The 20,633-nt window shown below is 70.6% G+C and carries 19 protein-coding genes and 1 tRNA gene; 7 read left to right on the top strand and 13 right to left on the bottom strand.

The features are described from left to right. Window positions 1-54: 54 nt before the first annotated feature. Window positions 55-1,263 carry a hypothetical protein gene (locus KBX71_RS10040; RefSeq protein ID WP_247683212.1) on the top strand — a complete coding sequence of 403 codons (1,209 nt, stop codon included), beginning with the start codon at window positions 55-57 and terminating at the stop codon, window positions 1,261-1,263. Window positions 1,264-1,475: 212 nt separating this feature from the next. Beyond that, window positions 1,476-1,919: an HNH endonuclease gene (locus tag KBX71_RS10045; protein ID WP_124818902.1), complete on the top strand. Its 444-nt coding sequence runs from the start codon at window positions 1,476-1,478 to the stop codon at window positions 1,917-1,919. Window positions 1,920-1,989: 70 nt separating this feature from the next. Here KBX71_RS10045 and KBX71_RS33620 read toward each other — a convergent pair whose 3' ends face one another. From KBX71_RS33620 to KBX71_RS10060, 3 genes are all read right to left on the bottom strand, one after another. After that, a complete protein-coding gene (locus tag KBX71_RS33620; protein ID WP_307847028.1) occupies window positions 1,990-3,513 on the bottom strand; it encodes a serine/threonine-protein kinase in 1,524 nt (507 codons plus the stop codon). Between the two features lie 152 nt (window positions 3,514-3,665). Then, complete coding sequence (locus tag KBX71_RS10055) at window positions 3,666-4,433, bottom strand: enoyl-CoA hydratase/isomerase family protein (RefSeq protein ID WP_210817690.1); 768 nt, start codon at window positions 4,431-4,433, stop codon at window positions 3,666-3,668. A 66-nt stretch (window positions 4,434-4,499) separates the two neighbouring features. Continuing rightward, window positions 4,500-6,887: a M4 family metallopeptidase gene (locus KBX71_RS10060; RefSeq protein WP_210817691.1), complete on the bottom strand. Its 2,388-nt coding sequence runs from the start codon at window positions 6,885-6,887 to the stop codon at window positions 4,500-4,502. 168 nt (window positions 6,888-7,055) lie between these two features. Between KBX71_RS10060 and KBX71_RS10065 the strand changes: the two genes are divergently transcribed. Next, window positions 7,056-7,625, top strand: coding sequence for a hypothetical protein (locus tag KBX71_RS10065; protein WP_210817692.1), 570 nt, complete (start codon window positions 7,056-7,058; stop codon window positions 7,623-7,625). Here the strand turns inward: KBX71_RS10065 and KBX71_RS10070 are convergent. The 4 genes from KBX71_RS10070 to KBX71_RS10085 form a co-directional block, all read right to left on the bottom strand. Beyond that, window positions 7,613-8,257 carry a histidine phosphatase family protein gene (locus tag KBX71_RS10070; protein ID WP_210817693.1) on the bottom strand — a complete coding sequence of 215 codons (645 nt, stop codon included), beginning with the start codon at window positions 8,255-8,257 and terminating at the stop codon, window positions 7,613-7,615. The two genes, KBX71_RS10065 and KBX71_RS10070, sit on opposite strands and share 13 nt — an antisense overlap. Before the next feature lie 67 nt (window positions 8,258-8,324). Next, the gene (locus tag KBX71_RS10075; RefSeq protein ID WP_210817694.1) at window positions 8,325-8,996 is read right to left on the bottom strand and encodes a DUF998 domain-containing protein; all 672 of its coding nucleotides are present in this window, start codon (window positions 8,994-8,996) and stop codon (window positions 8,325-8,327) included. Between the two features lie 10 nt (window positions 8,997-9,006). Beyond that, the gene (locus KBX71_RS10080) at window positions 9,007-9,426 is read right to left on the bottom strand and encodes a VOC family protein (RefSeq protein WP_088952055.1); all 420 of its coding nucleotides are present in this window, start codon (window positions 9,424-9,426) and stop codon (window positions 9,007-9,009) included. 35 nt (window positions 9,427-9,461) lie between these two features. Further along, entirely contained in the window at window positions 9,462-9,863 is a 402-nt protein-coding gene (locus tag KBX71_RS10085; protein ID WP_210817695.1) for a helix-turn-helix domain-containing protein, read from the bottom strand. 99 nt (window positions 9,864-9,962) lie between these two features. Between KBX71_RS10085 and KBX71_RS10090 the strand changes: the two genes are divergently transcribed. Continuing rightward, window positions 9,963-10,736 (top strand): hypothetical protein, encoded by a 774-nt coding sequence (locus KBX71_RS10090; protein WP_210817696.1) that lies wholly within the window; start codon window positions 9,963-9,965, stop codon window positions 10,734-10,736. A 10-nt stretch (window positions 10,737-10,746) separates the two neighbouring features. Here the strand turns inward: KBX71_RS10090 and KBX71_RS10095 are convergent, their stop codons facing one another. From KBX71_RS10095 to KBX71_RS10105, 3 genes are all read right to left on the bottom strand, one after another. After that, window positions 10,747-11,520: a hypothetical protein gene (locus KBX71_RS10095; RefSeq protein WP_210817697.1), complete on the bottom strand. Its 774-nt coding sequence runs from the start codon at window positions 11,518-11,520 to the stop codon at window positions 10,747-10,749. A gap of 174 nt (window positions 11,521-11,694) precedes the next feature. Next, window positions 11,695-12,234, bottom strand: a complete 540-nt coding sequence (locus KBX71_RS10100) for a GNAT family N-acetyltransferase (protein ID WP_210817698.1) — start codon at window positions 12,232-12,234, stop codon at window positions 11,695-11,697. A gap of 143 nt (window positions 12,235-12,377) precedes the next feature. Further along, window positions 12,378-12,454, bottom strand: a tRNA-Thr gene (locus KBX71_RS10105). A 339-nt stretch (window positions 12,455-12,793) separates the two neighbouring features. On the opposite strand from KBX71_RS10105, the gene KBX71_RS10110 reads away from it, so the two are divergent. Beyond that, window positions 12,794-13,885, top strand: a complete 1,092-nt coding sequence (locus KBX71_RS10110; protein ID WP_210817699.1) for an ABC transporter ATP-binding protein — start codon at window positions 12,794-12,796, stop codon at window positions 13,883-13,885. 137 nt (window positions 13,886-14,022) lie between these two features. Here the strand turns inward: KBX71_RS10110 and rlmB are convergent, their stop codons facing one another. Together rlmB and cysS are read right to left on the bottom strand one after the other, a co-directional pair. Further along, the gene (rlmB, locus tag KBX71_RS10115) at window positions 14,023-15,156 is read right to left on the bottom strand and encodes a 23S rRNA (guanosine(2251)-2'-O)-methyltransferase RlmB (RefSeq protein WP_124818921.1); all 1,134 of its coding nucleotides are present in this window, start codon (window positions 15,154-15,156) and stop codon (window positions 14,023-14,025) included. Further along, on the bottom strand, window positions 15,156-16,571 hold the full coding sequence (gene cysS / locus KBX71_RS10120; RefSeq protein ID WP_210817700.1) for a cysteine--tRNA ligase: 1,416 nt from the start codon (window positions 16,569-16,571) through the stop codon (window positions 15,156-15,158). The genes rlmB and cysS overlap by 1 nt, the downstream gene beginning before the upstream one ends. A gap of 210 nt (window positions 16,572-16,781) precedes the next feature. Here cysS and KBX71_RS10125 point away from each other — a divergent pair, with 210 nt between their 5' ends. Beyond that, entirely contained in the window at window positions 16,782-17,390 is a 609-nt protein-coding gene (locus KBX71_RS10125; protein ID WP_247683258.1) for an IclR family transcriptional regulator, read from the top strand. 279 nt (window positions 17,391-17,669) lie between these two features. After that, window positions 17,670-18,779: a DUF559 domain-containing protein gene (locus KBX71_RS10130; protein WP_210817702.1), complete on the top strand. Its 1,110-nt coding sequence runs from the start codon at window positions 17,670-17,672 to the stop codon at window positions 18,777-18,779. Window positions 18,780-18,898: 119 nt separating this feature from the next. On the opposite strand, the gene KBX71_RS10135 is transcribed toward KBX71_RS10130, so the two are convergent. Then, window positions 18,899-20,593, bottom strand: a complete 1,695-nt coding sequence (locus KBX71_RS10135) for a S8 family serine peptidase (protein ID WP_210817703.1) — start codon at window positions 20,591-20,593, stop codon at window positions 18,899-18,901. Window positions 20,594-20,633 lie beyond the last annotated feature (40 nt).

Consider the following 20,633-nt stretch of genomic DNA (forward strand, 5'->3'; position numbering starts at 1 on the left):
GCCGTACGCTCGAATGATCAACCGTCGATCGGCCGGGCGGGAGGGCAGCGGGAGATGTCACCACTGCACCGCGCCGGCGCGGAGAACGGCTCGTCGATCGACGAGGTCGGCCGCGACGACACGTACCCGCTGATCCACGACGAGCGCGCCTGCATCGTCACCGCGCTCCGGCTGGGTTGGTGGATGGCGGACGCCTACCACCACGGGCAGCAGGCGGAGCCCCGCGCCTTCGTCGAGGCCCGCCCGGCCGTACCGCCGGCCAAACTCTCCAACCTCACCGAGATGTCCGCCCACCGGCGTATGCGGATGTACCTCGACGGGGTGGACGTCGCCCTGGCCCAGATCGCCGACCTCACCCGGCACACCCGGCCGGTACCCGACACGTCGGCCGCCCGTGCCCTGCTCCCCGACCCGGGCCGGCCCGACCTCGCCGACCCGGTGCCGCTGCTGCTCGCCCTCGACGACCTCAACGTGGAGGTGCTGCGCTGGGCGATGGCCGCCAACCACCGGGTCGGGCTGGCCTACCGACTGGGCCGGTCAGTGGCCGACACCGTCCGAGCCGGCGACGTCGCGCAGTTGCTGCGACAGTTCGGCGGCCGGCAGGTCCAGATCAGCCGATGGCTGGACGAGCTTGCCAGCGTGCTGCCGCCGTACTCGGCCGCGGTGGTGCGCCGGTCGCTGGCCGCCTGGGCGAGCGCGGTCGACCGCGCCGGCCACGGCGACCCGACCGAGCCGACGCCCGCCGCGCTGAGCCGGGCGCTGCGCGGCCAGGGTGACCTCTGGCGCGACGTGCTCACCGGCGGCCTGCACCCCCGCGACCTGCTCGACGAGGAGGACTACGCGGTGATCGCCAGAAATCTGATCATCCGGGACCGGCGGCTGGTGGCGCAGGCGGCCCGCGGTATCTTCTGGCCGGTGCTCGTACCCCTGCTGTTGGTGCTGTTCGCGGTCGTCGGGGTGAGCGCCGCCGCGGCCGCCGGCTCACCGACCACCCGGGCCACCGTCGCCCTGGTGGGCCTCGGCGCCGGGCTGGCCGCGATCTGGCGGTCGGTCTCCGGGCCGGCGCTGGCGGTCGCCGGTGAGGTCAACCGGCCCCTGCTGGACAGCGAACTCACCGCACGGATGGCCCTGCGGCTGAACCGGCCGCTGACCGCCGCCCGGGTCTCGGCGAAAACACCTCCCCGCACCCGGCGCCAGCGGCGTCCCGAGGAGGCCGGCCGACCGAAATACGTTGCTCGCGTCTCCCGTGTCGACCTACCGTGAGCGCGCAAGGTCAACCACCACCGCGGGAGCAACTCATGACGATGTCGCACGTCACCACCGTGCCGTCGACGCTGCCCGGTGACGGTTACCGAGCGGAAGGTCCCCGGGCGGGCCGGCCCGACTGACGCGTACCCGTACGCGCTGAGCCGCCCCGTCCGACAGCCGGACCGGGCGGCTTTTCGCTGTCCGTCACCATCTGGAAAGGAGTCCCGGTGGACGCCGTTCTCGTCATCAACGCCGACCTCGGCCCGCTGCACCGGGTCACCGTCCAACACGCCGTGCGGATGCTCTGCCGTCGGGTGGCCGAGATCCACGAGGCCGAGCCGGACCGGGTGATCGGGGTCTTCCCGATGCCCCGGGTGGTGCGGCTGGTCCGCTTCGTGGTCACCCGGTGGAGGTTCAACTCCGGGCCGGCCTGGTCGCGCGCCGGTGTGCTGCGCCGCGACGACAGGTGCTGCGCGTACTGCGGCGGCCCGGCCTCCACCATCGACCACATCCTGCCCCGCTCACGCGGCGGCCGGAACACCTGGCGAAACACCACCGCCGCCTGCTACGCCTGCAATCAGCGCAAAGGGGACCGGACGCCGGCGGAGGCGGGCATGCCGCTGCGCCGGGAGCCGGTCAACCCGGGCTGGGGTGCACTGGCCGGGCGGTGACGGACCGGCCGGCGGGAACGGGGGGCCGCGTCCCGGGCACATTCCGGGCGCGGCACCCGCCGGCCCCCGATCAGGCGGCGCGTTCCTTGACCTTCGACTTCAGTCCGCCGTCAGGGCACTGCACCCGGATCTCGCTGCGGTACTCCGCTGAGATCAACTCGACCACGATCTGCTTCGCCGGCCCCGGGTCGTACGCCTCGGCCCGGAAATCGGGCGCGAGCGTCACCGTGAGCACCTCGACCATCTTGCCCACGCAGCGAGCGGTGACCGTCCCGCCGCGCGAGTCCACGGGTACCCCGGCGGCAGAGGTGGGGGTCGGCCCGCCAGTGGTCGGGGTCGGGCCTCCAGTGGTGGTGGTCGGGCCCGGAGACGCTGTTTCGCGCGGACCGGTCGGGGGGCCGGTCCGGGTAGCGGGCGCCGTGTTCCTGGTCGGCGGTACGGCGGCCGGCCCGGTGTCGGCCGCGTCGATCGGCTCGTCGGAGCGGGGCATCCCCACAGTGGTGGTACCCGGGCCGCTGCCCGTCGGCGCGTCGCTCTGTCCCTGTCGACGATTGCTGAAGTCGCCGAGCGACCCGGCCAGCGCCACCGCGGCGATCACGGCACCACCGACCGTCAGGATGGCCCGCCCCCGACGCCACGGCCGGCGCCTCATCGGCACCGCCGAATTGCCTGTCGGCCCGGCGCCGGTCGGCCCGGCGACGTCTGCTGCCCGCCCTGCGGGGCTTGCTGCCGGATCGACGTCTGGTGCCGGTTCGGCGGCAACGGCGGCGGCCTCGGGCGCGGCTCCGCTGGCGGCGGCGAGCAGGATGCGGGCCGCGTCGGCGGCCGCCGGCCGGTCGGCGGGGTCGACGGCCAGGCACCAGCGGTAGAGCCGGTGCACCTCGGGCGGTACGCCGTCGAGCGGGGGCAGCGGATCCGGCTCGACATGCGTGTGCGCGCGGAGCATCCCGGTCTGCGCCTCGGCGGGCCACGGCAGCCGGCCGGTGAGCACCCGGTGCAACAGCAGGCCGAGGGCGTACACGTCGCTGGCCGGCAGAACCTCGCCAGCCTGCAACCGCTCCGGCGCCAGGTACGCAGGTGTGCCCAGCAGCCGCCCCTCGAAGTCGATCTCCGGGGCGCCGGCGGCTGCCGCGATGCCGAAGTCGAGCACCTTCGCGCCGGTCGGCGTGAGCATCACGTTGCCCGGCTTGATGTCGCGGTGCACCAGCCCTTGATCATGTGCGGCGGCGAGCGCCGAGGCCACCTCGGCGCACACCCGCAGACCGGCGCGCGGTGGCAACGGCCCGGCCACCAACCGGTGTTCGAGGGTGTGACCGCCGAGCAACTCCATCACCACGAACGGGACCTGGGCGCCGTCCAACGCCGACTCGCCATAGTCGTAGACGCTCGTGACGTGTGGATGCGACAACCGGGCCGCAGCCGTGGCCTCGCCCCGGATCCGCTGTCGGGCGTTGGTCTCCGAGGCGACCAGCACCTTCACCGCCACGTCCCGTTCGAGCACCTCGTCGTACGCCCGGTGCACCGCCGACATGCCCCCACTGCCAAGGCGCTCCAGGAGCCGGTAGCGGCCCGCAAGCAACTGATCACGCTGCACGACGGACAGCCTGCCGTACCGGCCTGAGAATCGGGTACCCGGGATCGAAATATCGCGATGAGTGGGACCGGCCCTAGATGCCTGTGTTCTGACCACCCATCGCGACACCGACCGCAAGCGCGCCGACCACGGCGGGGAGCAGCCGGAGCAGGTCAGTCGTCCGTCGGTGGCTGCCAGGCGAAGCGGGGCTGGCGGCGTTCGGTCATCGCCGCGACCCCCTCCCGGGCCTCGCCCGTCGTCGTCACCTTCCGGTGCCACCAGGCGATCCGCGCGGGCTCGGCCCGCTCGTCGATGATCTCCTTCGCGGCGGCGATGCTCAGCGGCGACCGCTGGGCGATGGTCGCGGTCAGCTCGTCCACCCGGGCGGCGAGCCGGTCGGCCGGCAGCACCTCGTCGACCAGGCCGATCCGCAGAGCGCGCTCGGTGTCGATCAGCTCGGCGGTGAACAGCAGATGCTTGGCTGCGGAAGGGCCGACCAACCGGGCCAGTCGGCGCGTCGTCGGTGCCGGATAGACCAGCCCGAGCCGGGCCGGCGGTACGCCGAACCGGGCGTCGTCCGCAGCGATCCGCAGGTCGCAGGCGACAGCGAGCTGAGCCCCACCTCCGACGCAGGCGCCCCGGATAGCCGCGACGGTCGGCTTGGCGAACCGGGCCAGCCGTTCCTCGGCGGCCACCGCGATGCTGGTGTCACCGGCGTCCAGCAGCTCGGCCAGGTCACCGAGGTCGGCGCCCGCGCAGAAGGTGTCGCCGGCGCCGGTAAGCACCAACGCCCGTACGGCGGGGTCGGGCTCCAGCCGGTCGAGCAGCTCGGGGAGCTGCCGCCACATGGCTGCGGTCATCGCGTTGCGCCGGGCCGGGTTGTGGATCACCACGGTTGCGACCGGTCCGGTCACCTCGACGGTCAACTCCGTGTCCGACATACGGCGACCATAACGGCGCGGGCCCAGCGGCCACCCCGAGGGGCGGTCGCTGGGCCCGCGGTCAGGTCAGGAGACGGTGAGCGCGGTGTCGTCGACCACGAAGGACGTCTGGAGCGAGGAGTCCTCGGTGCCGGTGAACTTCAGGCTGACGGTCTGGCCGGCGTACGCGGCCAGGGAGAAGGACTTCTGGCTGTAGCCGGTGGCCTTGTTCAGGTTCGAGTAGGTCGCCAGGGTGGCCAGAACGGTTCCGCTCGAGTTGAGCACCTGCACGTTGAGCTTGTCGTAGGCGACGCTGCTGGTGGTCTCGGCGGAGTCGATGTGCAACCAGAAGCTGAGGGCGTACGACGAGCAGCCGGCCGGCAGGCTCACCGACTGGGCGAGCGTCTCGGTGCGGGTGCTGCCGTACCCGTTCAGCCATGCCTTGTACGACCCGGTGCGGGCTGCCTGGCTGCTGGAGTTGGTGATGACGCCGGAGCTTGCCGTCCAGCCGGTCGCGCCGGATTCGAAGCCCGGGTTGGCCAGCTTCTGACCCGGCGCGGTGCAGCCGCCGCCGGTGCCGTTCACGGTGAGCTGGTAGGTGGCGCTGCGGGTGACCGCGCCGGCACCGTTGACGGTGATCGAGTACGTGCCGGCCGGGGTGCTCGCCGAGGTGCTGATGGTGAGGGTGGACGAGCCGCCCGAGGTCACCGAGGCGGGGCTGAACGCGGCGCTCGCCCCGCTGGGCAGGCCGGACGCGGAGAACGTCACCGTCTGCGCCGAGCCACTGGTGGTGGCGGTCGACACGGTGGTGGCGGCGGAGCTGCCCGGGTTCACCGAACCGGCGGTTGGCGAGAGCGACACCGAGAAGTCGTTGCCGGTCGAGCAGGCGGAGTCGCTGCCGGCCACGTTCACCGCGGTCCAGGCTGCCTGCACGGCCTTGTACTCGGTGGAGCAGCTGCCGTACAGGTCGGTGGCCGCCCGCAGGCTGTACGCGCGGGAGGTGTTCGCCGGGTTGCTGGTGCTGACGTACGCCGTGTTGGAGGTGAAGTAGACGTCGAGTGCCCGGAACCAGATCTTCTCGGCCTTGGCCCGGCCGATGCCGGTCACCGAGGGGGCGGAACCACAGACCGGCGAGGTGCCGTACGAGGTGGCGCCGGTGCCCTCGGCCAGGTTGAAGAAGAAGTGGTTGGCCACGCCGGAGGAGTAGTGCACGTCCTTGTTCTTGGTGCTGGTGGACCAGCAGTTGTCGGACGAGCCGTCCAGCGACGGGTTGTACATGTAGCGCAGCGGCGTGCCGTTGTTGTTGATGTTGATCTTCTCGCCGACCTGGTAGTCGCCCGGGTCGCTCGGCGCGGCGGCATAGAACTCCACCATGTTGCCGAAGATGTCACTGGTGGCCTCGTTGAGGCCGCCGGATTCGCCGGAGTAGACAAGGCCGGCCAGTGCTTCGGTGACACCGTGGCTCATCTCGTGCCCAGCCACGTCCAGCGAGACGAGGGGGCGGGAGTTGCTGGAGCCGTCACCGTAGGTCATCTGGGCGCCGTCCCAGAAGGCGTTGACGTAGTTGTTGCCGTAGTGCACCCGGCTCGGCACGCCGGTGCCGTTACCGAAGATGCCGTTGCGGGCGTGCACGTTCTTGAAGTAGTCGAACGTCTTCGCCGCGCCGAAGTGCGCGTCCACGCCGGCAGACTGCCGGTTGGAGTTGGCCCCGGTGCCCCACGCGTTGTCCGCGTCGGTGAAGGTGGTGCAGGTCGAGGTGCCGTTGTTCATGTCGCAGGTACGGCCGTTGCCGTGCGACGGGTCGATCATCTGGTACGTGCTGCCGGAGAGCGTCGTGTCGATGCTGACCGTGCCGGTGTAGATGCCCTGGCCGCTGCCGACCACCGACTCGATCTCGTCGTACGACCCGACTGTCGCGCCGGTGGCGGCGTCGGTGATCACGTGCAGCCGGGACGGGGTCTGCCCGTCGGGCTGCCATCCGCTGACCACGGTCTCCCAGGCCAGTCGGCCCGTGCCGGAACTGGCGTCGACGAACAGTTCCGGTGTGCCCACCGCCTCGGCCTTACCGACGAACCGCGCGCTGGCGTCCTTCTTCGCGGCTGCCGCTGTGGTCCTGGCCGAGGTGGCGAGGGTCAGCGGCGCGGCCAAACCAACCGAACTGCCGGCGTACGTGCCGTTCGGCGCAGTGTGGATGACGAAGTCACCGCCGTACACCCGCAGGCCGTGGTAGGTCCGGGTGTAGCGGGTGTGGGCCGCGCCGCTGGGGTCCACCTTGGCGCTGTGCACCTGGTAGGACTCGGCGCTCGAACCCTGGACGGCGCCGGGGTTCGCTCGTAGGACGGTTTCCGCTCGGGCTGCGGCGGAGGCGTCCGGCGCGGGAGAGGTGGGCGGGGCCGCGTGCGCCGGGGTGACGACGCCGGTCAGCAGGCCGCTGGTAAGCAGCACTGCACTGACGGCGGCAAGAGCTCTTTTCACGTGCGCTCCTGAGAGGAGAAGGATGTGACGGAGGTAGTCACACATGTACATATAGCTATGTGTTGAAGAAAAAAGAAGGGCTGAACCGATGTCAGACATCGACATTGGCCGTTCGGATGAGAGGGCTTGACGAGGGAACCAACACCCGCCCCGGCACGTCCGACGGGCATGAGACCCGCCTCGACAGCCGGCGTCACGTTCGCCCTACTGGTCGCGCTCCTGGCCGGCTGCACCAGCACCGACGGAAGCGGCGCCGCTGGTGACCAGCCGCCGACCAGCGCCGGGCCCACCCCGACCGGGCCGGCCACCGACGTCCCGCCGCCGCCAACCACGGCCCCCGCCTCCACGTTGCCGACCGGGCCGCCGGCCACCGATATCGCGTCGACGCGAGTGATGCTGTTTCGCTCCGGCGGCTTCGCCGGCCGCGCTGACACCGTGACCGTCGAGCCGGACGGCCGGTGGACGGCCGTGGACCGTGCCGGCGGTCGGCGTACCGGCCAACTCAACCCCGCCGACCTCGGCCGGCTGCGCGGGCTGACCGCCGACGCCCGGCTGTACGCCGAGGCCCGCCAGACAGCCGGCGCGACCATCTGCACAGACGTGTTCAGCTACCGGCTGACCGTCGGCACCACCGAGATCGGGTACGACGACTGCCCCAGCGACGACGCGCAACGGCTGCCAGCCACCCACGCCCTGGTCGAGCTGCTGCTGCGGGCCACCGACACTCAGACCAGGTAGTCCGGGGGCAGGCCGGTGCCCCGCAGCTCCGGCGGAAGGTGAGCCACGTCGTTGACGGCGACCAGACTCGGCGGGCCGGCCGCGCTGTACCGGATGACGGTCAGGCCCGCGTTGTGCGAGTTCAAGCCCAGCCACCGCCACTCCGGCGCGTCGAGGGCATGCCGCACCAGCCAGGCGATCAGGAAGCTGTGCGTCACGACCAACTCGCGAACCGGCTCGCCGCCGGCCGGCCCCCCGCCGACCGGGCCGGCGAACCGCCGCACCGCGTCCGCCGTCACTCGCGGCCCGTCGACCCGCTCGGCCGCCGAGAACTGCGTCAGGAATTCGGCGTACGCGGGCGGCAGGCCAGCCGGATCGGTGTCGTGCGGGAGGTGGTCACCGGCCAGTTCCGTCTCGTACACCGGAACCTCGGGCAGCGACTTGGCGATCAGCTCGGCGGTCTGCGCGGCCCGGCGCAGCGGCCCGTGATGGACGGCGGCGAACCGGCGGGCCCGTAGACGTTCGCCCAGCAGGATGGCCTGCTGCCGGCCGCGCTCGGACAGGCCGGTATCCGGTTCGCCGGCATCCGGTCCACTCGGCTCGGGCAGGTCCTGCTCGGCGTGTCGGGTCAGGTACAGCAACCGGGTCACCATGGCCCCCAGCTCAACACACCGGGAGGTACGAGTTCGACCCGCACCTCCCGGTGCTGCGGCCGTCGGCTCAGTCGGCCCGACCGGACGCCGCCCGCGCGAAGGTGACCGACACCCACAGCCAGCCGGCCGTCACCGCCAGGCCGAACGCCACCATCGCGGCCGGTACCGGCCGGACGATCAGCGTCACCCAGGCCACCGCGAAGAACAGCCCGGTCACCAGGTGGTACGCGGCTCGACCGCGCATTCCCAGCCGGGCGGCCCGACGGGCGGCCACCACCGTCGCCACGATCAGCGACACGAAGGCGACCGCCGCCACCAGGAAGTGCAGGGCTCCGTGCCAACTGATCTCACCGGCACCCCGAGGCGTACCGGCCGGGAACCCATCGGCCGGGTCGGCGCTGAAAATCGCCGCCCCGACCAGGCCCAGGCCGTAGAGCGCGAGCAGTCGGGGAAGCCACACCGATGCGCCGTCTTCGCTGGTACGGCAGCGCAGCGCCTGGGCGGCCAGCACGCAGAGCACCCCGGTGGCCAGGAACGTGACGATCTGGATCCAGCCCAGCTCGCCGGTGCTCAACACGCTGACCGGGTGGCGACGGAAGTCGAAGCCGTCCCGGGTCGCCGCCTGCACGATCGCCGAGCTGACGAACATCGGGCCGGCGAGCACCCCGCCGAGCAACAGCAGGCGGTCCCGACCGACGGCGGTCGGTCGTACCACGGGAAACGTCGCGGCCTGGCCCATCGCCCGCCCCCTACGCCCGCGGGAACATCTGGCCGATGCGGATCCGGTTGCCGAACGGGTCCCGGATGCCGAAGTCGATCCCGTACGGGCGCTCGGTCGGCTCGTCGGTGATCTCGACTCCCTTCGCGACAAGATCCTCGTGCGTCTTGCGGGCGTCGTCAGTGGTCATGAAGAGGTACCCGCCGAGGGCACCCTTGGTGAGCAGTTCCCGGACCTGCTCGGCGGTGGCCGGGTCCAGCGCGGGCGGGCCCGGCTTCTCCAACAGGATCTCGCGCTCCGGGTCGCCGGGCAGGTTGACCGTGAGCCACCGCATGAAGCCGAGGTCCTGGTCGGTGTTGACCTCCATGCCGAGCTTGTTGACGTAGAAGTCAAGCGCGGCGTCCTGGTCGAGGACGTAGATCTGGGAGCGGCTGATCGCGTTCATCGTCATGCCCACGACGCTAGAGGTAGACCGTGACCTGCGGCTTATCCAAAACTGCTGGGTCGGGTCCAGGCTTTGGTGAAACACGACGGCACGTTCGCCGGCGCGACGCGCCGACGCCGGAAATCCGAGGGCGAATCCCCGACGATCTGCCGGAACGTCCGGCTGAACGTGCCCAGGCTGCCGAAGCCGACGGCGTAACAAATATCCGTCACGTCCCGGTCGGTCTCCACCAGTAACGCCATCGCCCGCTCCACCCGGCGGCGTTGCAGATAGCGGTGCGGGGTCTCACCGAAGGTGGCCCGAAAGGTACGGATGAAGTGCGCCTCCGAGACGTGCGCGATCCGGGCCAACGCGGAAATGTCCAGAGGCTCGGCGTAAGCCCGGTCCATCGCGTCCCGGGCACGCAGCATCGCCCGGTTCGACTCCTCCACCGCCCGACTCATCGACCCCCCGGTCCCACTTCGCTCGCCGCCGAGCCCAGGCTACCTCCGGGCAGAGGGCCGCACTGGCGACGATGTTCTCCGATCGCTGACAATTGCCGGATGCACACGCCCGCGGCCGACGACGCTCTGCGCTGGCTGGCCGATGAGGGCGTGACGCCGCTCGGCAAGGGACGCTGGCTGGAATCCACCTCGTCGGGTGACCTCGAACGTTCCGACAACGACCTCGCCCACGAGTGGGCGGCCGCAGCCCTGGGAGACGACCGGCTGACCCCGATGCAGCGGCTACGCACGGGCCTCGGCCTCCTCGATCTGCTCGACGAATACTGGGCGACTTTCGAGCTGCGGACCTTCATCACCGAGCAGACGGATCCAGTGGTCATGGATGCCTTCTGGGCGGGATACCGACAGCGTCTCGAAGCCGTCGAGCCGGCTGAGCAGGTGCTGTACTCGCTGTGGGTCGACTGGTTCGAGGACCGCGACACCGCCCAGGCGGCGTTCTCGCGGGTGGCCGGCGACGACGTTCGCCGCATGCTGGCCCAACGGCGCCTGTGCGATCTCGCCACCGGCCCGGTGCACCGTCGAATCGCCCGGGTCCTGGAGCACTCGGGGCCGGTCGGCTGGGCTTACAAACACGATGTCTATGAGGCCGTCGCAACCGTGCCCGAGCTGCACCCGGCGTTGTTCGCGGGCCTTCGGGCCAGCTACCACGACGTGTACGGCGACCTCGAACCGATGCCGGCGCTCGCCCTGTTGGACCGCCTTCACCTACCCCCGGACACCCCGCACCTCGCCCCGCTGCGGGCGGTGCTGCTGGCCGGCTCCCGCAACCATTACCGCCACCCAGATCTGTGGGGCACCGTGCGTCCTGAGTGACTCTGAGCTGTCACTTGCGGTAATAGAAGTCCGCGGCCTCACCAGCGTGTGCCGGCGCGTTGATCTTCGAGGGCTTCCCGTGATCTTTCATGGTGGTGGTCATCGTCAGTTTCGGGCCCTCGCTGGGACTCAGCTCCACCTTGATCGAGGTGACCCAGCCCTGGGCGTCGGTGGTGATCGTGAACGGCGACGGGCGGATGCCGAGCGACACGATGCTCGGTGCGCCCACGGGAAGGAACGACGTGGTGTCCTTGTCGCTGTGGGGGTCGAAACGGCCGGTGTAGGTGTGCGGGTCGACGCGGCTCACCGAGACGATCGACGAGGTGAACGCCTTGAGACCGGTCGGGTCGGCCCAGTCGAAGCGCAGGAAGATATCGTCGGGCTTCACTCGCTTCAGATCGACGTGCACCCACTCCTTCTCGTCGGACGGCCGTGAGTAACTGTCGGTGCCAATCACGATCCGGCTCCCCGCCGACGGGTACTTCCCACCGGTGATTGAGACCGTGGTCTGAAAGCGGCGTTTCTTCGGATCGAAGACTCCTGTGCCGGCGACGTTCTGCCCTTCGGGCAGGTTCCCGCGCACCGCGTACCGGTGGGCGACGCCCTGCGACCGTTGCAATGCCACGACCAGCTCGCCCCGGACGTCGGGCGTAGGAGACGGCACGGCGGTGGTGGCCTGGACCGGTTCCTCGGCGCGCTTGGGCTCCGTCTTAGGAGTGCATCCGGCAGCAACGAGCAGACCGCCGGTCAAAGCCAGCGCGAGCAGGACGGTGCTCTGTTTCATGGTGGTTCCCCCGTGGACTCCCGCCGGGTGGCGGCCGGAGGCACGATAACGGAGTTGGTCGACGTCCGGGTGCCCCTCGATGCGGACCGGCAGAGGCACAGCAGTGCCGGTCGCAAAGGTCTGATGGAATTGGAGCCCCCAGGCCGGGATCGAACCGGCGACAAGTCGCTCAGCTCAACCAGATGGCGTTACCGGCGACCGCAGGCCGAGCCACTGCTCGGCGTCCCAGGCGTGGAACCGCTCTATCTCCGTGAACCCCAGCTTTGCCGCAAGGCGCATCGAGCCGACGTTGGCAGTCTGGGTGGTGAGCACCACCGGCTCACCGGGAAGAGCGCCGTCAAACCAGTCGAGTGCCGCCATGCACGCCTCGGCGGCGTACCCGAATCCCCACGCCTGCGGCAGGAACAGGTAACCGAGGTCAGCCTTCCCGACGGCAGCCGGGCGACGGTGCCCCGTTGCTCTCCTGAGCAGTATCTGGCCGATCATCGCCCCGTCGAGATCAACGACGAAGCTCCCGGGCCACCGCTCAGGCACCCTGGGCATCTCGCGCTCAAGCTCGCCAGGCAGGCGGGGACCACCGAGGTAGGTGTTGACCTCCGGCGACGCCAGCAACTCGATGAACACCGCACGATCCCGGGCCTCGGGCTCACGGAGCACGAGCCTCTCGGTCCTGATCGGGGCAGGCGGCCAGGCGACGGCTCCCAGGTCTGCCATGGGCGCAGGCTAATTGCCTCCTGAGCAGTTTCCTAGCCAGACGTGTCAGCAACGTCCCGAGGCTTGTCTGTCATGCAGGTGCTGAAGCCGGCGTCACCGACGGCCGACTCGCGGCAGTGCCGGTCGGAAAGGTCTGATGGAATTGGAGCCCCCGGCCGGGATCGAACCGGCGACATCTCGCTTACAAGGCGAGTGCTCTGGCCAGCTGAGCTACAGGGGCGCGTGCGTCGAGGTCAGCATAGCGACTGACGTCCGGTTATCCCGATCGAGATGCCTCCCGACCACGGGAATCGTCAACAACCCGACGCGCGGCCGTTAGACGTCGCGTCGATTGATGTCTGACCGTGCCCGAGTGACCGGAATGCGTAGCCCGCCTGGTGGGCTGGGCGGCCCCCCGCCTTGGCAGCACGGGTAAACGCGTTTACGGTTCACTCACACGGACGACAACCGGGCCCCCCGCGGCCGGGCTGCCGTCCGCTGACCGGCACGGACTCGTGCCGGTTGCTCCTTCACTCGGATCGTCCGGCACGTTCCTGCCGGTGAAAGGAAGCGCTTCACCATGGCTACGGTCACCTATTCCAAGGCGTCCCGGGTCTACCCCGGACAAGAGCGTCCCGCCGTCAACGAGCTCAACCTCGAGATCGGCGACGGCGAGTTCCTCGTCCTGGTCGGCCCCTCCGGTTGCGGTAAGTCCACCAGCCTGCGGATGCTCGCCGGCCTGGAGGACGTGGACGCCGGTTCGATCTACATCGACCAGCGTGACGTCACCCACCTTCCCCCGAAGGCCCGCGACATCGCGATGGTCTTCCAGAACTACGCGCTCTACCCGCACATGACGGTGTACGAGAACATGGCGTTCGCCCTCAAGCTGCGCAAGACCTCCAAGTCGGAGATCGACCGGCGGGTCAAGGAGGCAGCCGCGCTGCTCCAGCTGGAGGAGTACCTCGGCCGTAAGCCGAAGGCGCTCTCCGGTGGTCAGCGTCAGCGTGTCGCGATGGGCCGGGCGATCGTCCGCGAGCCGCAGGTCTTCCTCATGGACGAGCCGCTGTCGAACCTCGACGCCAAGCTCCGTGTGCAGACCCGTACCCAGATCGCATCCCTGCAGGCCAAGCTGGGCGTCACCACTGTCTACGTCACGCACGACCAGGTCGAGGCCATGACCATGGGTCACCGGGTCGCGGTGCTGCTCGACGGTGTCCTTCAGCAGGTGGACACCCCGCGGGCGCTCTACGACACCCCGGCCAACGTGTTCGTCGCCGGTTTCATGGGCTCTCCCGCCATGAACATCAAGACCGTTCCGCTGAACGAGCGGGGCGCTGAGTTCGCCGAGTTGCAGATCCCGCTGACCCGGGAGCAGGTCGAGGCGGCCCGCGCCGAGGGTGGCGACGGCAAGGTCACCGTGGGCTTCCGCCCGGAGGACTGCGAGCTGGTCAGCCCGACCGAGGGCGGCATGCCGGTCGTGGTCGAGCTGGTCGAGGACCTCGGCTCGGACGCCAACGTCTACGGCCACGCCGCGCTGGGTGGCAACTCGGAGCGCTTCGTCGTCCGCACCGACCGGCGCAACATGCCGAACATGGGTGACACCGTGTTCGTCAAGCCGGTCGCCGGTCGCAGCCACGTCTTCCACGCCTCCACCGGTGGCCGGATCTGACGTAACGCCGTACTGAGAGGGGCGGTCCGCTTCGGCGGGCCGCCCCTTTCGTCGTACCCGAAGCGGCTCTTGACCCGTCAGAGCTGACACGAAGGCCCCCTCCCACGCTCGGCGGGAGAGGGCCTTCGTCGACGTGCTTACAGCTCGACGGAGCGCCGACGGGCGACCTCGGCCAGGGCGACCGCCGCGGCCACGCTGGCGTTGAGCGACTCGACCTCGGAGATCATCGGAATGCTGACGGTCAGGTCGCAGGTCTCCCCGACCAGGCGGGACAGACCACGCCCCTCGGAACCGACCACCACCACCAGCGGACCGACAGCGGCCTCCAGGTTGTAGAGGTCGGTGTCGCCGTCGGCATCCAGGCCGACGACCATGAAGCCGGCGTCCCGGCACGCCTTCAGCGACCGGGTCAGGTTGGTCACCTGCGCCACGGGCACCCGCGCGGCCGCGCCGGCACTGGTCCGCCAGGCGGTCGCGGTGATCCCGGCGGCACGACGCTCGGGTACGAAGACACCCTGCGCGCCGAACGCGGCAGCCGACCGGATGACGGCGCCCAGGTTGCGCGGGTCGGTGACACCGTCCAGTGCGACCAGCAGCGGAGCCTGCTGCTCCAGGGCAGCGGCGACCATGTCCTCGAACGGCTGGTACGCGAAGGGCGGCACCTGCAAGCCGACACCCTGGTGCAGCACCCCGCCGGTCATCCGGTCCAACTCGGCGCGGCTGATCTCCAGGTTGGCGATGCCCCGGTCGGCGGCGGTCCGGATGATCTCGTTGATCCGGTCGTCCATGTCGATGCCCTGGGCGGTGTAGAGCGCCGTCGCCGGCACGTTGGCGCGCAACGCCTCCAGCACCGGGTTACGCCCGACCAGCAGCTCCGGAGTGTCCTTGGAGGGGTTGGACTTGCGCCCCGGCGTGACCCGCGGACCGGACCGCCCGGTGGGCTTGCCGCCCCGTCCGCCAGTGGCAGCACCCCGACCGACCGGTACGCCCCGACCGCCGCCCCGACCCCAGGTGGTGTCCTTGCTGCCGGGCTGACCGATCTTGGGGGCGCGCCCCTCCTCGGCCGCCGCGCGGCGCTCCTTGTCCTGCTTCCAGGCGGTGCGCTGGGGCAGCTTCTCGGTGCCCGAGTAACCCTTGTGCCACGGCCGCTCGTCCGCGGGCAGCGTGCGGCCCCGCCCGGCCAACGAGTCCTTGTTCTTGCCGCCGGTGCCCTTGGGGGCGCTTGCCTTCGACGTCAGTCGCCGGCCACGGCGCTGCGAGTTGCCGGCCATCAGTCCTGCTCTCCAATAGTCCAACGGGGGCCCTGGGGGGTGTCCTCGACCACCACGCCGGCCAGCTTGAGCTGGTCACGCACCGCGTCCGCGGCGGCCCAGTCCTTGCGGCCACGCGCCTGCGCACGCTGCTCCAGGGCCAGCGCGATCAGGGAGTCAACCACGGCACGAAGATCGTCCGATCCGCCGCCACCGGTCCAGGCCGGGTCGAGGGGGTCGACCCCGAGAATATCCAGCATTGCCCGCACCACGGCCAGCGTGGTGCGGACGGTCACATCGTCGCCGACGCTCAGCGCGGTGTTGCCGTCCCGAATGTGCTGTTGCAGCACGGCCAGCGCGGCGGACGTGTTGAGGTCGTCGTTCATCGCCGCGACGAAGCCAGCGGGTAGCTCACCGAGCTGCCCGGCACCGACCAGCTCGACGGCCCGCTGCACGAAACCCTCGATCCGCCGGTAAGCGGTGGCCGCGTCCCGCAGCGAATCCTCCGAGTAGTCGATCAGCGAGCGGTAGTGCGCGGCGGCGTAGTAGTAGCGCAGCTCCACCGGCCGCACACCGAGCGAATCCACGTACGCCAGATCCAGCGCGTTGCCGGCGGACTTGCCCATCTTGGCCCCGCCGATGCTCAACAACCCGTGGTGCACCCAGTAACGGGCGAACGGCAACCCGGCAGCCTTGGACTGGGCGATCTCGTTCTCGTGGTGCGGGAACGTCAGATCCAGGCCACCGCCGTGAATGTCGAACTCCGGGCCGAGGTAGCGCCAGCACATCGCCGAGCACTCGATGTGCCAGCCCGGACGGCCCAGCCCCCACGGTGAGGGCCAGTAGGCGTCCGCCGGCTCGTCCGGTTTGGCACCCTTCCAGAGCGCGAAGTCGCGCGGATCCCGCTTGCCCCGATCCGGGGCGTCCCCGGCGGACTGCATGGCGTCCGGCGACTGACCCGACAGCGACCCGTACGCCGGCCAGGACGCCACGTCGAAGTAGACGTCGCCCGAGCCGTCACTCGCCGGGTACGCGTGCCCGTCGGCGATCAACTTCGTGATCAGCTCATGCATCTCGGGGATGTGCCCCGTGGCGCGCGGCTCATAGGTGGGTGCCAACACGTTCAACGACCGGTACGACTGGGCGAGCAGCAACTCGTTGGTGTACGCGATCGACCAGAACGGACGACCCTGCTCGCCCGCCTTGACCAGGATCTTGTCGTCGATGTCGGTCAGATTGCGAATGAAGGTGACCTCGTAGCCGGCGGCCAACAGCCACCGACGCAGGACGTCATAGTTGACGCCGGAGCGAAGATGACCGATGTGCGGCGGGGCCTGGAGGGTGAGACCACACAGGTAGACCCCCACCTTGCCGGCTTCCCGCGGGACGAAGTCCCGCACCGATCGGGTGGCAGTGTCATACAGGCGTAGCGTCACCGTACAAGGGTAGCTGTCCGTGCCTGTCCGGGTCCGCCGGTGCCGGGTCGTACGCTGCCAGGCGTGGATGCGACCGCACGCTCCGGTGGCTCCGGTGACACGCCAGCCAACCCCACCGCCCCCCCCGACCCGACCTCCGGGCCGGTCTCCAGTTCGGCCTCCGGGCCGGCCGACGCCGGGGCGGGGCGCGCCGGGGAGACATCGCAGACGCTGGACCGGGGCTTGCGGCTGCTGCACGTGGTCGCCGACGCCCCTGGCGGTCTGACCGTCACCGAGGCCGCGAATCGGCTCGGCATCGGCCGGGCCGCCGTCTACCGGCTGGTCAGTGCGCTGACCGGACACGGCATGCTGCGCCGCGACGGAGACGGTCGGCTGCGCCTCGGGGCCGGGTTGCTGCACCTGGCCCGACGGGCCCAGCCGCTGCTCGCCGAGGGTGCGCTGCCCGCGCTACGCCGCCTCGCCGAGCAGGCCGGCGCGACCGCACATCTGACCGTGGTCGAAGGTGGCGAGGGCGTAGCCCTGGCCGTGGTCGAGCCGAGCTCGACGTCGTTCCACGTCGCGTACCGGGCCGGGGCACGACACCCACTGGACCGGGGAGCGGCGGGCCGGGCGATCCTGGCCGGTCGAGCCGGGGTGGCAGAGCCGGTGAGTAGCAGCGGAGAGTTGCAGGCCGGGGCGTACGGGTTGGCCGCACCGGTGCTCGACGTACCGGGCCTGGAGGCCAGCGTCGGCGTGGTCGCGCTCGCCCCGCTGGACGTCGACACGATCGGCCCCAAGGTGCTGGCCGCCGCCCGAGCCATCACCGCCGCCCTCAGCTGACCCGGCCCACGCCCCACCTCACCACCGCATCGGCGCCGCGCCGCGCACGCCCACCTCGGCGTTACGGAAGTCGCGGTATCCCAAGGCCAACGACCGCCCGACTTTCAGGAACGCGAGTGGATCACCGCTCGGCGGCAGCCCGAATGCCCTGTCGATCCGGCCGGCGCATAGCAAGATCAGCAGGCGGATTCGTGGTTGTCCACAGGTGCTGCGGCACGCGCGGGCTGGGTTGTCCACAGGGGTTTCGGTGGCCGATCGGTGGTCGGCAGGCTGCTCAGCATGCCACCACGTCCGCATCGCCCCGATGCCCTGGCCTGGCAGGTCTTCCGTGGCTCCGACGCTGTCCGGGACGGTCTGCTCACCGAACATCAGCTGCGCAACTCCGCCTGGGTGCGGTTGCGCCACGACATCTACGCCGATTCGCGGCTGGACCGCGACCACGCCCTCGCCTGTCGCGCCGCCCTCCTCCGGCTACCGCCCGGAGTGGTGGTCGGCGGCCCGTCGGCCGCCTACCTGCACGGCGTCCAACACGCCGCGAGCTTCACAGACGATGTGCACGTCCTCGTGCCCCGATCGCGGCGGATCGGCCCACAGCGCGGCCTCCGCGTACACGTCGATGCCATCACCCCGATGCCGGATGCCGGGCGTCCGTCGAGCGCTGGACGTCCACGTGATGCGGCGCGACCTACGGGAGCAGGGCGCCCACCCGCCGGCGGTATGTCACCACGCACAGCACGGCAACTGTCCCGCCCGGCCGCCGTGTCCGTCGGAGCAGGGGGCATGGTGGCGGCCAGCCGGGGCGACGGGTGGGCGGCGGCCAGCCCGCCATGGTCCCGGGAGCCGGAGCTTCCGATCCCCCGGTCCGATCCTGGGCGGGCCGCCTGGGAGACGGCCGTCTGGCTCGACCCGGTCCGGGCGGTCGCCATCGTCGACTCGCTGCTCGGGCAGGGGCTGGCCGATCGCGACACCCTGGCCGCCATGGCTGCCCGCAATGCTGACCGGCCCGGTGGGCGACGAGCGCGCTGGGTCTTCGACCTGGCCGACGACAGAGCTGAGTCCCCACCGGAGTCACAGCTACGCGTGCGGTTGGTGCTGGGTGGGCTGCCGCGCCCAGCGATTCAACATCCGGTACGCCTGCCGATCGGCGTTGTTCTGCACCCCGATCTGGCCTGGCCGCAATATCGGGTGGCGGTGGAGTACGACGGGAAGTGGCACTCCGACGCGGAGCAGCTGCACCGCGACCGCCGTCGGCTGAATCAGCTGGTCGCCGCTGGTTGGCTGGTCCTGCGCGTGACCAGCCAACGGCTGCACGGCGAGTTCCCGGCGGTGCTTCGCGAGGTGCGCGACGCGCTGGTCAGCCGCGGCTGGCGACGGAAGTCGCCCACATGACCAGGATCATCTCGGGTTCCTGGGCAGGAGGCCCGGACGACCGCAGGGCCCGGTCGACGAGCGTCGACCGGGCCCCGGAGGGTGGTGGCGGTTGGGCCACCTCCGCAGTGCGATGTGCGCTACGGGCGGGCGTTCGGCTTGAGCGGGGTCTTCACCGCCGCGTAGGCGTCGACGATTCCGTAGCCGTAGAAGCCGTTGAAGTTGACTCCACCCGCGCAGTACGCGTCATAGGTCTCGTCCCGGCCCTCGTTGCGGTACTGCTGGAGACGCGGCTCCGGGCAGGCGTGCTCGGCGGCCGTGCGGTAGAGGTGCTGCTCGACCTGGTCCGGCGACATCCCGAAGCCGGTCCGACCCTGCGCCTTGCCGTACCGGCTGACGATCAGCGCGGCGACGCCGGCGGCGTGCGGGGACGCCATCGAGGTGCCCTGGAGGTAGGTGTAGTAGCCGCACTCACCGTTGGCCTTGCACTGCTTGAAGACCGAATTCTCGAAACCGGCGACGATGTTGCCGTCGGCGTCGACCGATTCCTCCTCCTGAAGCACGTGCTTCGGGTACGAGGAGAGGATCATGTTCGCGTCGGTACGGAAGGTGTCGGTGCCGAAGCCGTCCCGGAACCAACCACCCGGCGCGGCGATCGAGATCTGCTCGGTGCCGTAGTTGGAGAAGTCCGACTTCTTGCCGGACGGGCCGACCGACGACACCCCGATCACGTGCGGGCCCTCGGTGGGCAGGTCCCAGCAGCTCTCGTTGTCGATCGGCCGGTCGTACGGGTCGGCGCCGTAGTCGGGGCTCGTGGTGTCGGTGCGCGGTGCGCCCAGGTCCTCGTTGTTGTTGCCGAGCGCGCCGACGAGGGTCACGCCCTTGTTGTGCGCGAAGATCAGCGCCCGCTTCATCGCCTTGATGATTGCCCGCTGCTCGGCCTGGTCCTCGGGCGAGTCGGCCGGGTTGGCTGTGCAGTTGTAGAGCCACGGGTCGACGTAGAACGACATGTTGACCACGTCGATCCCGGACCGGCCGGCGTAGACCAGGGCGTTGACGACCGGGTCGAGGAAGAAGTAGCCGGAGTCCTGGCCACCCTTGAGCTCGACCAACGAGACGTTCGGGGCGACACCGGAGAGGCCGAAGCCGTTGGCCGCAGCGCCGATGGTGCCGGCCACGTGGGTGCCGTGCCCGCCGTCGTCGGTGCCGACCGGGTCGAGGCAGCTCGGCACCTCGCAGGGGCCGTCCACGTCGGTCAGGTCGGGCGCGAAGTTGCGCGACAGCGACCAGTTGAAGTTCGGCGCGATGTCCGGGTTGCTGGCGTCGACACCGGTGTCCAGTACGCCGACGGTCACCCGACGGTCGCCCGGCTCGATCTTGCGGGCCTTGTCGGCCCGGATCATCTCTAGGCCCCACAGCTTGTCATCGAGCGGGTCGAGCTTGGCGCCCTTCTTGGCAGCAGCACCGGCGGCGGCACGAGCACCGGCGGCGGCCGTCAGGTGCTCCTGCTCGACCCGGTCCAGCTTCGGCTTGCGGCCGATGGCCTTCTGCTCGGCGGCGCCGATCAGTGTCGGCGCGGCGGTCGCCCTGGCCGCGAAGTCGGCCCGGTCGCTGCTGACCTGGAACATGCCGACCTCGTCGGACCGGGACACCACAGTGCCGCCAGCTGCCCGAATCGCGGCGACTGCCGTGTCGGCGGCGACGCCGTCCTCGGCGACGACGGTGAAGGTGCGGGAGTTGCTCGGCGCGGCGTTGGCCGGCACACCCAACCCCGTAGCCGTAAGTGCCAGTACTGCCGCGGTCGCGACCGTACGGGCGGTGAAGCGCTTGCTCACCACATCGGATCCTCTCGTTGAGGGACGTGGCAGCCATCAC

Origin of the sequence: Micromonospora sp. D93 (genome assembly GCF_018070365.1) — a bacterium.
Classification (GTDB): domain Bacteria; phylum Actinomycetota; class Actinomycetes; order Mycobacteriales; family Micromonosporaceae; genus Micromonospora; species Micromonospora ureilytica.

Excerpts from the sequence above, each read along its gene's own strand:
- KBX71_RS10080 (WP_088952055.1), bottom strand. The coding sequence starts at position 9,426 with ATGACGATGAACGCGATCAGCCGCTCCCAGATCTACGTCCTCGACCAG.
- KBX71_RS10065 (WP_210817692.1), top strand. The coding sequence starts at position 7,056 with ATGAGACCCGCCTCGACAGCCGGCGTCACGTTCGCCCTACTGGTCGCG.
- KBX71_RS10070 (WP_210817693.1), bottom strand. The coding sequence starts at position 8,257 with ATGGTGACCCGGTTGCTGTACCTGACCCGACACGCCGAGCAGGACCTG.
- KBX71_RS10075 (WP_210817694.1), bottom strand. The coding sequence starts at position 8,996 with ATGGGCCAGGCCGCGACGTTTCCCGTGGTACGACCGACCGCCGTCGGT.
- KBX71_RS10095 (WP_210817697.1), bottom strand. The coding sequence starts at position 11,520 with ATGAAACAGAGCACCGTCCTGCTCGCGCTGGCTTTGACCGGCGGTCTG.
- KBX71_RS10110 (WP_210817699.1), top strand. The coding sequence starts at position 12,794 with ATGGCTACGGTCACCTATTCCAAGGCGTCCCGGGTCTACCCCGGACAA.
- rlmB (WP_124818921.1), bottom strand. The coding sequence starts at position 15,156 with ATGGCCGGCAACTCGCAGCGCCGTGGCCGGCGACTGACGTCGAAGGCA.
- KBX71_RS10085 (WP_210817695.1), bottom strand. The coding sequence starts at position 9,863 with ATGAGTCGGGCGGTGGAGGAGTCGAACCGGGCGATGCTGCGTGCCCGG.
- KBX71_RS10055 (WP_210817690.1), bottom strand. The coding sequence starts at position 4,433 with ATGTCGGACACGGAGTTGACCGTCGAGGTGACCGGACCGGTCGCAACC.
- KBX71_RS10100 (WP_210817698.1), bottom strand. The coding sequence starts at position 12,234 with ATGGCAGACCTGGGAGCCGTCGCCTGGCCGCCTGCCCCGATCAGGACC.
- KBX71_RS10040 (WP_247683212.1), top strand. The coding sequence starts at position 55 with ATGTCACCACTGCACCGCGCCGGCGCGGAGAACGGCTCGTCGATCGAC.
- KBX71_RS10090 (WP_210817696.1), top strand. The coding sequence starts at position 9,963 with ATGCACACGCCCGCGGCCGACGACGCTCTGCGCTGGCTGGCCGATGAG.
- KBX71_RS10130 (WP_210817702.1), top strand. The coding sequence starts at position 17,670 with ATGCCACCACGTCCGCATCGCCCCGATGCCCTGGCCTGGCAGGTCTTC.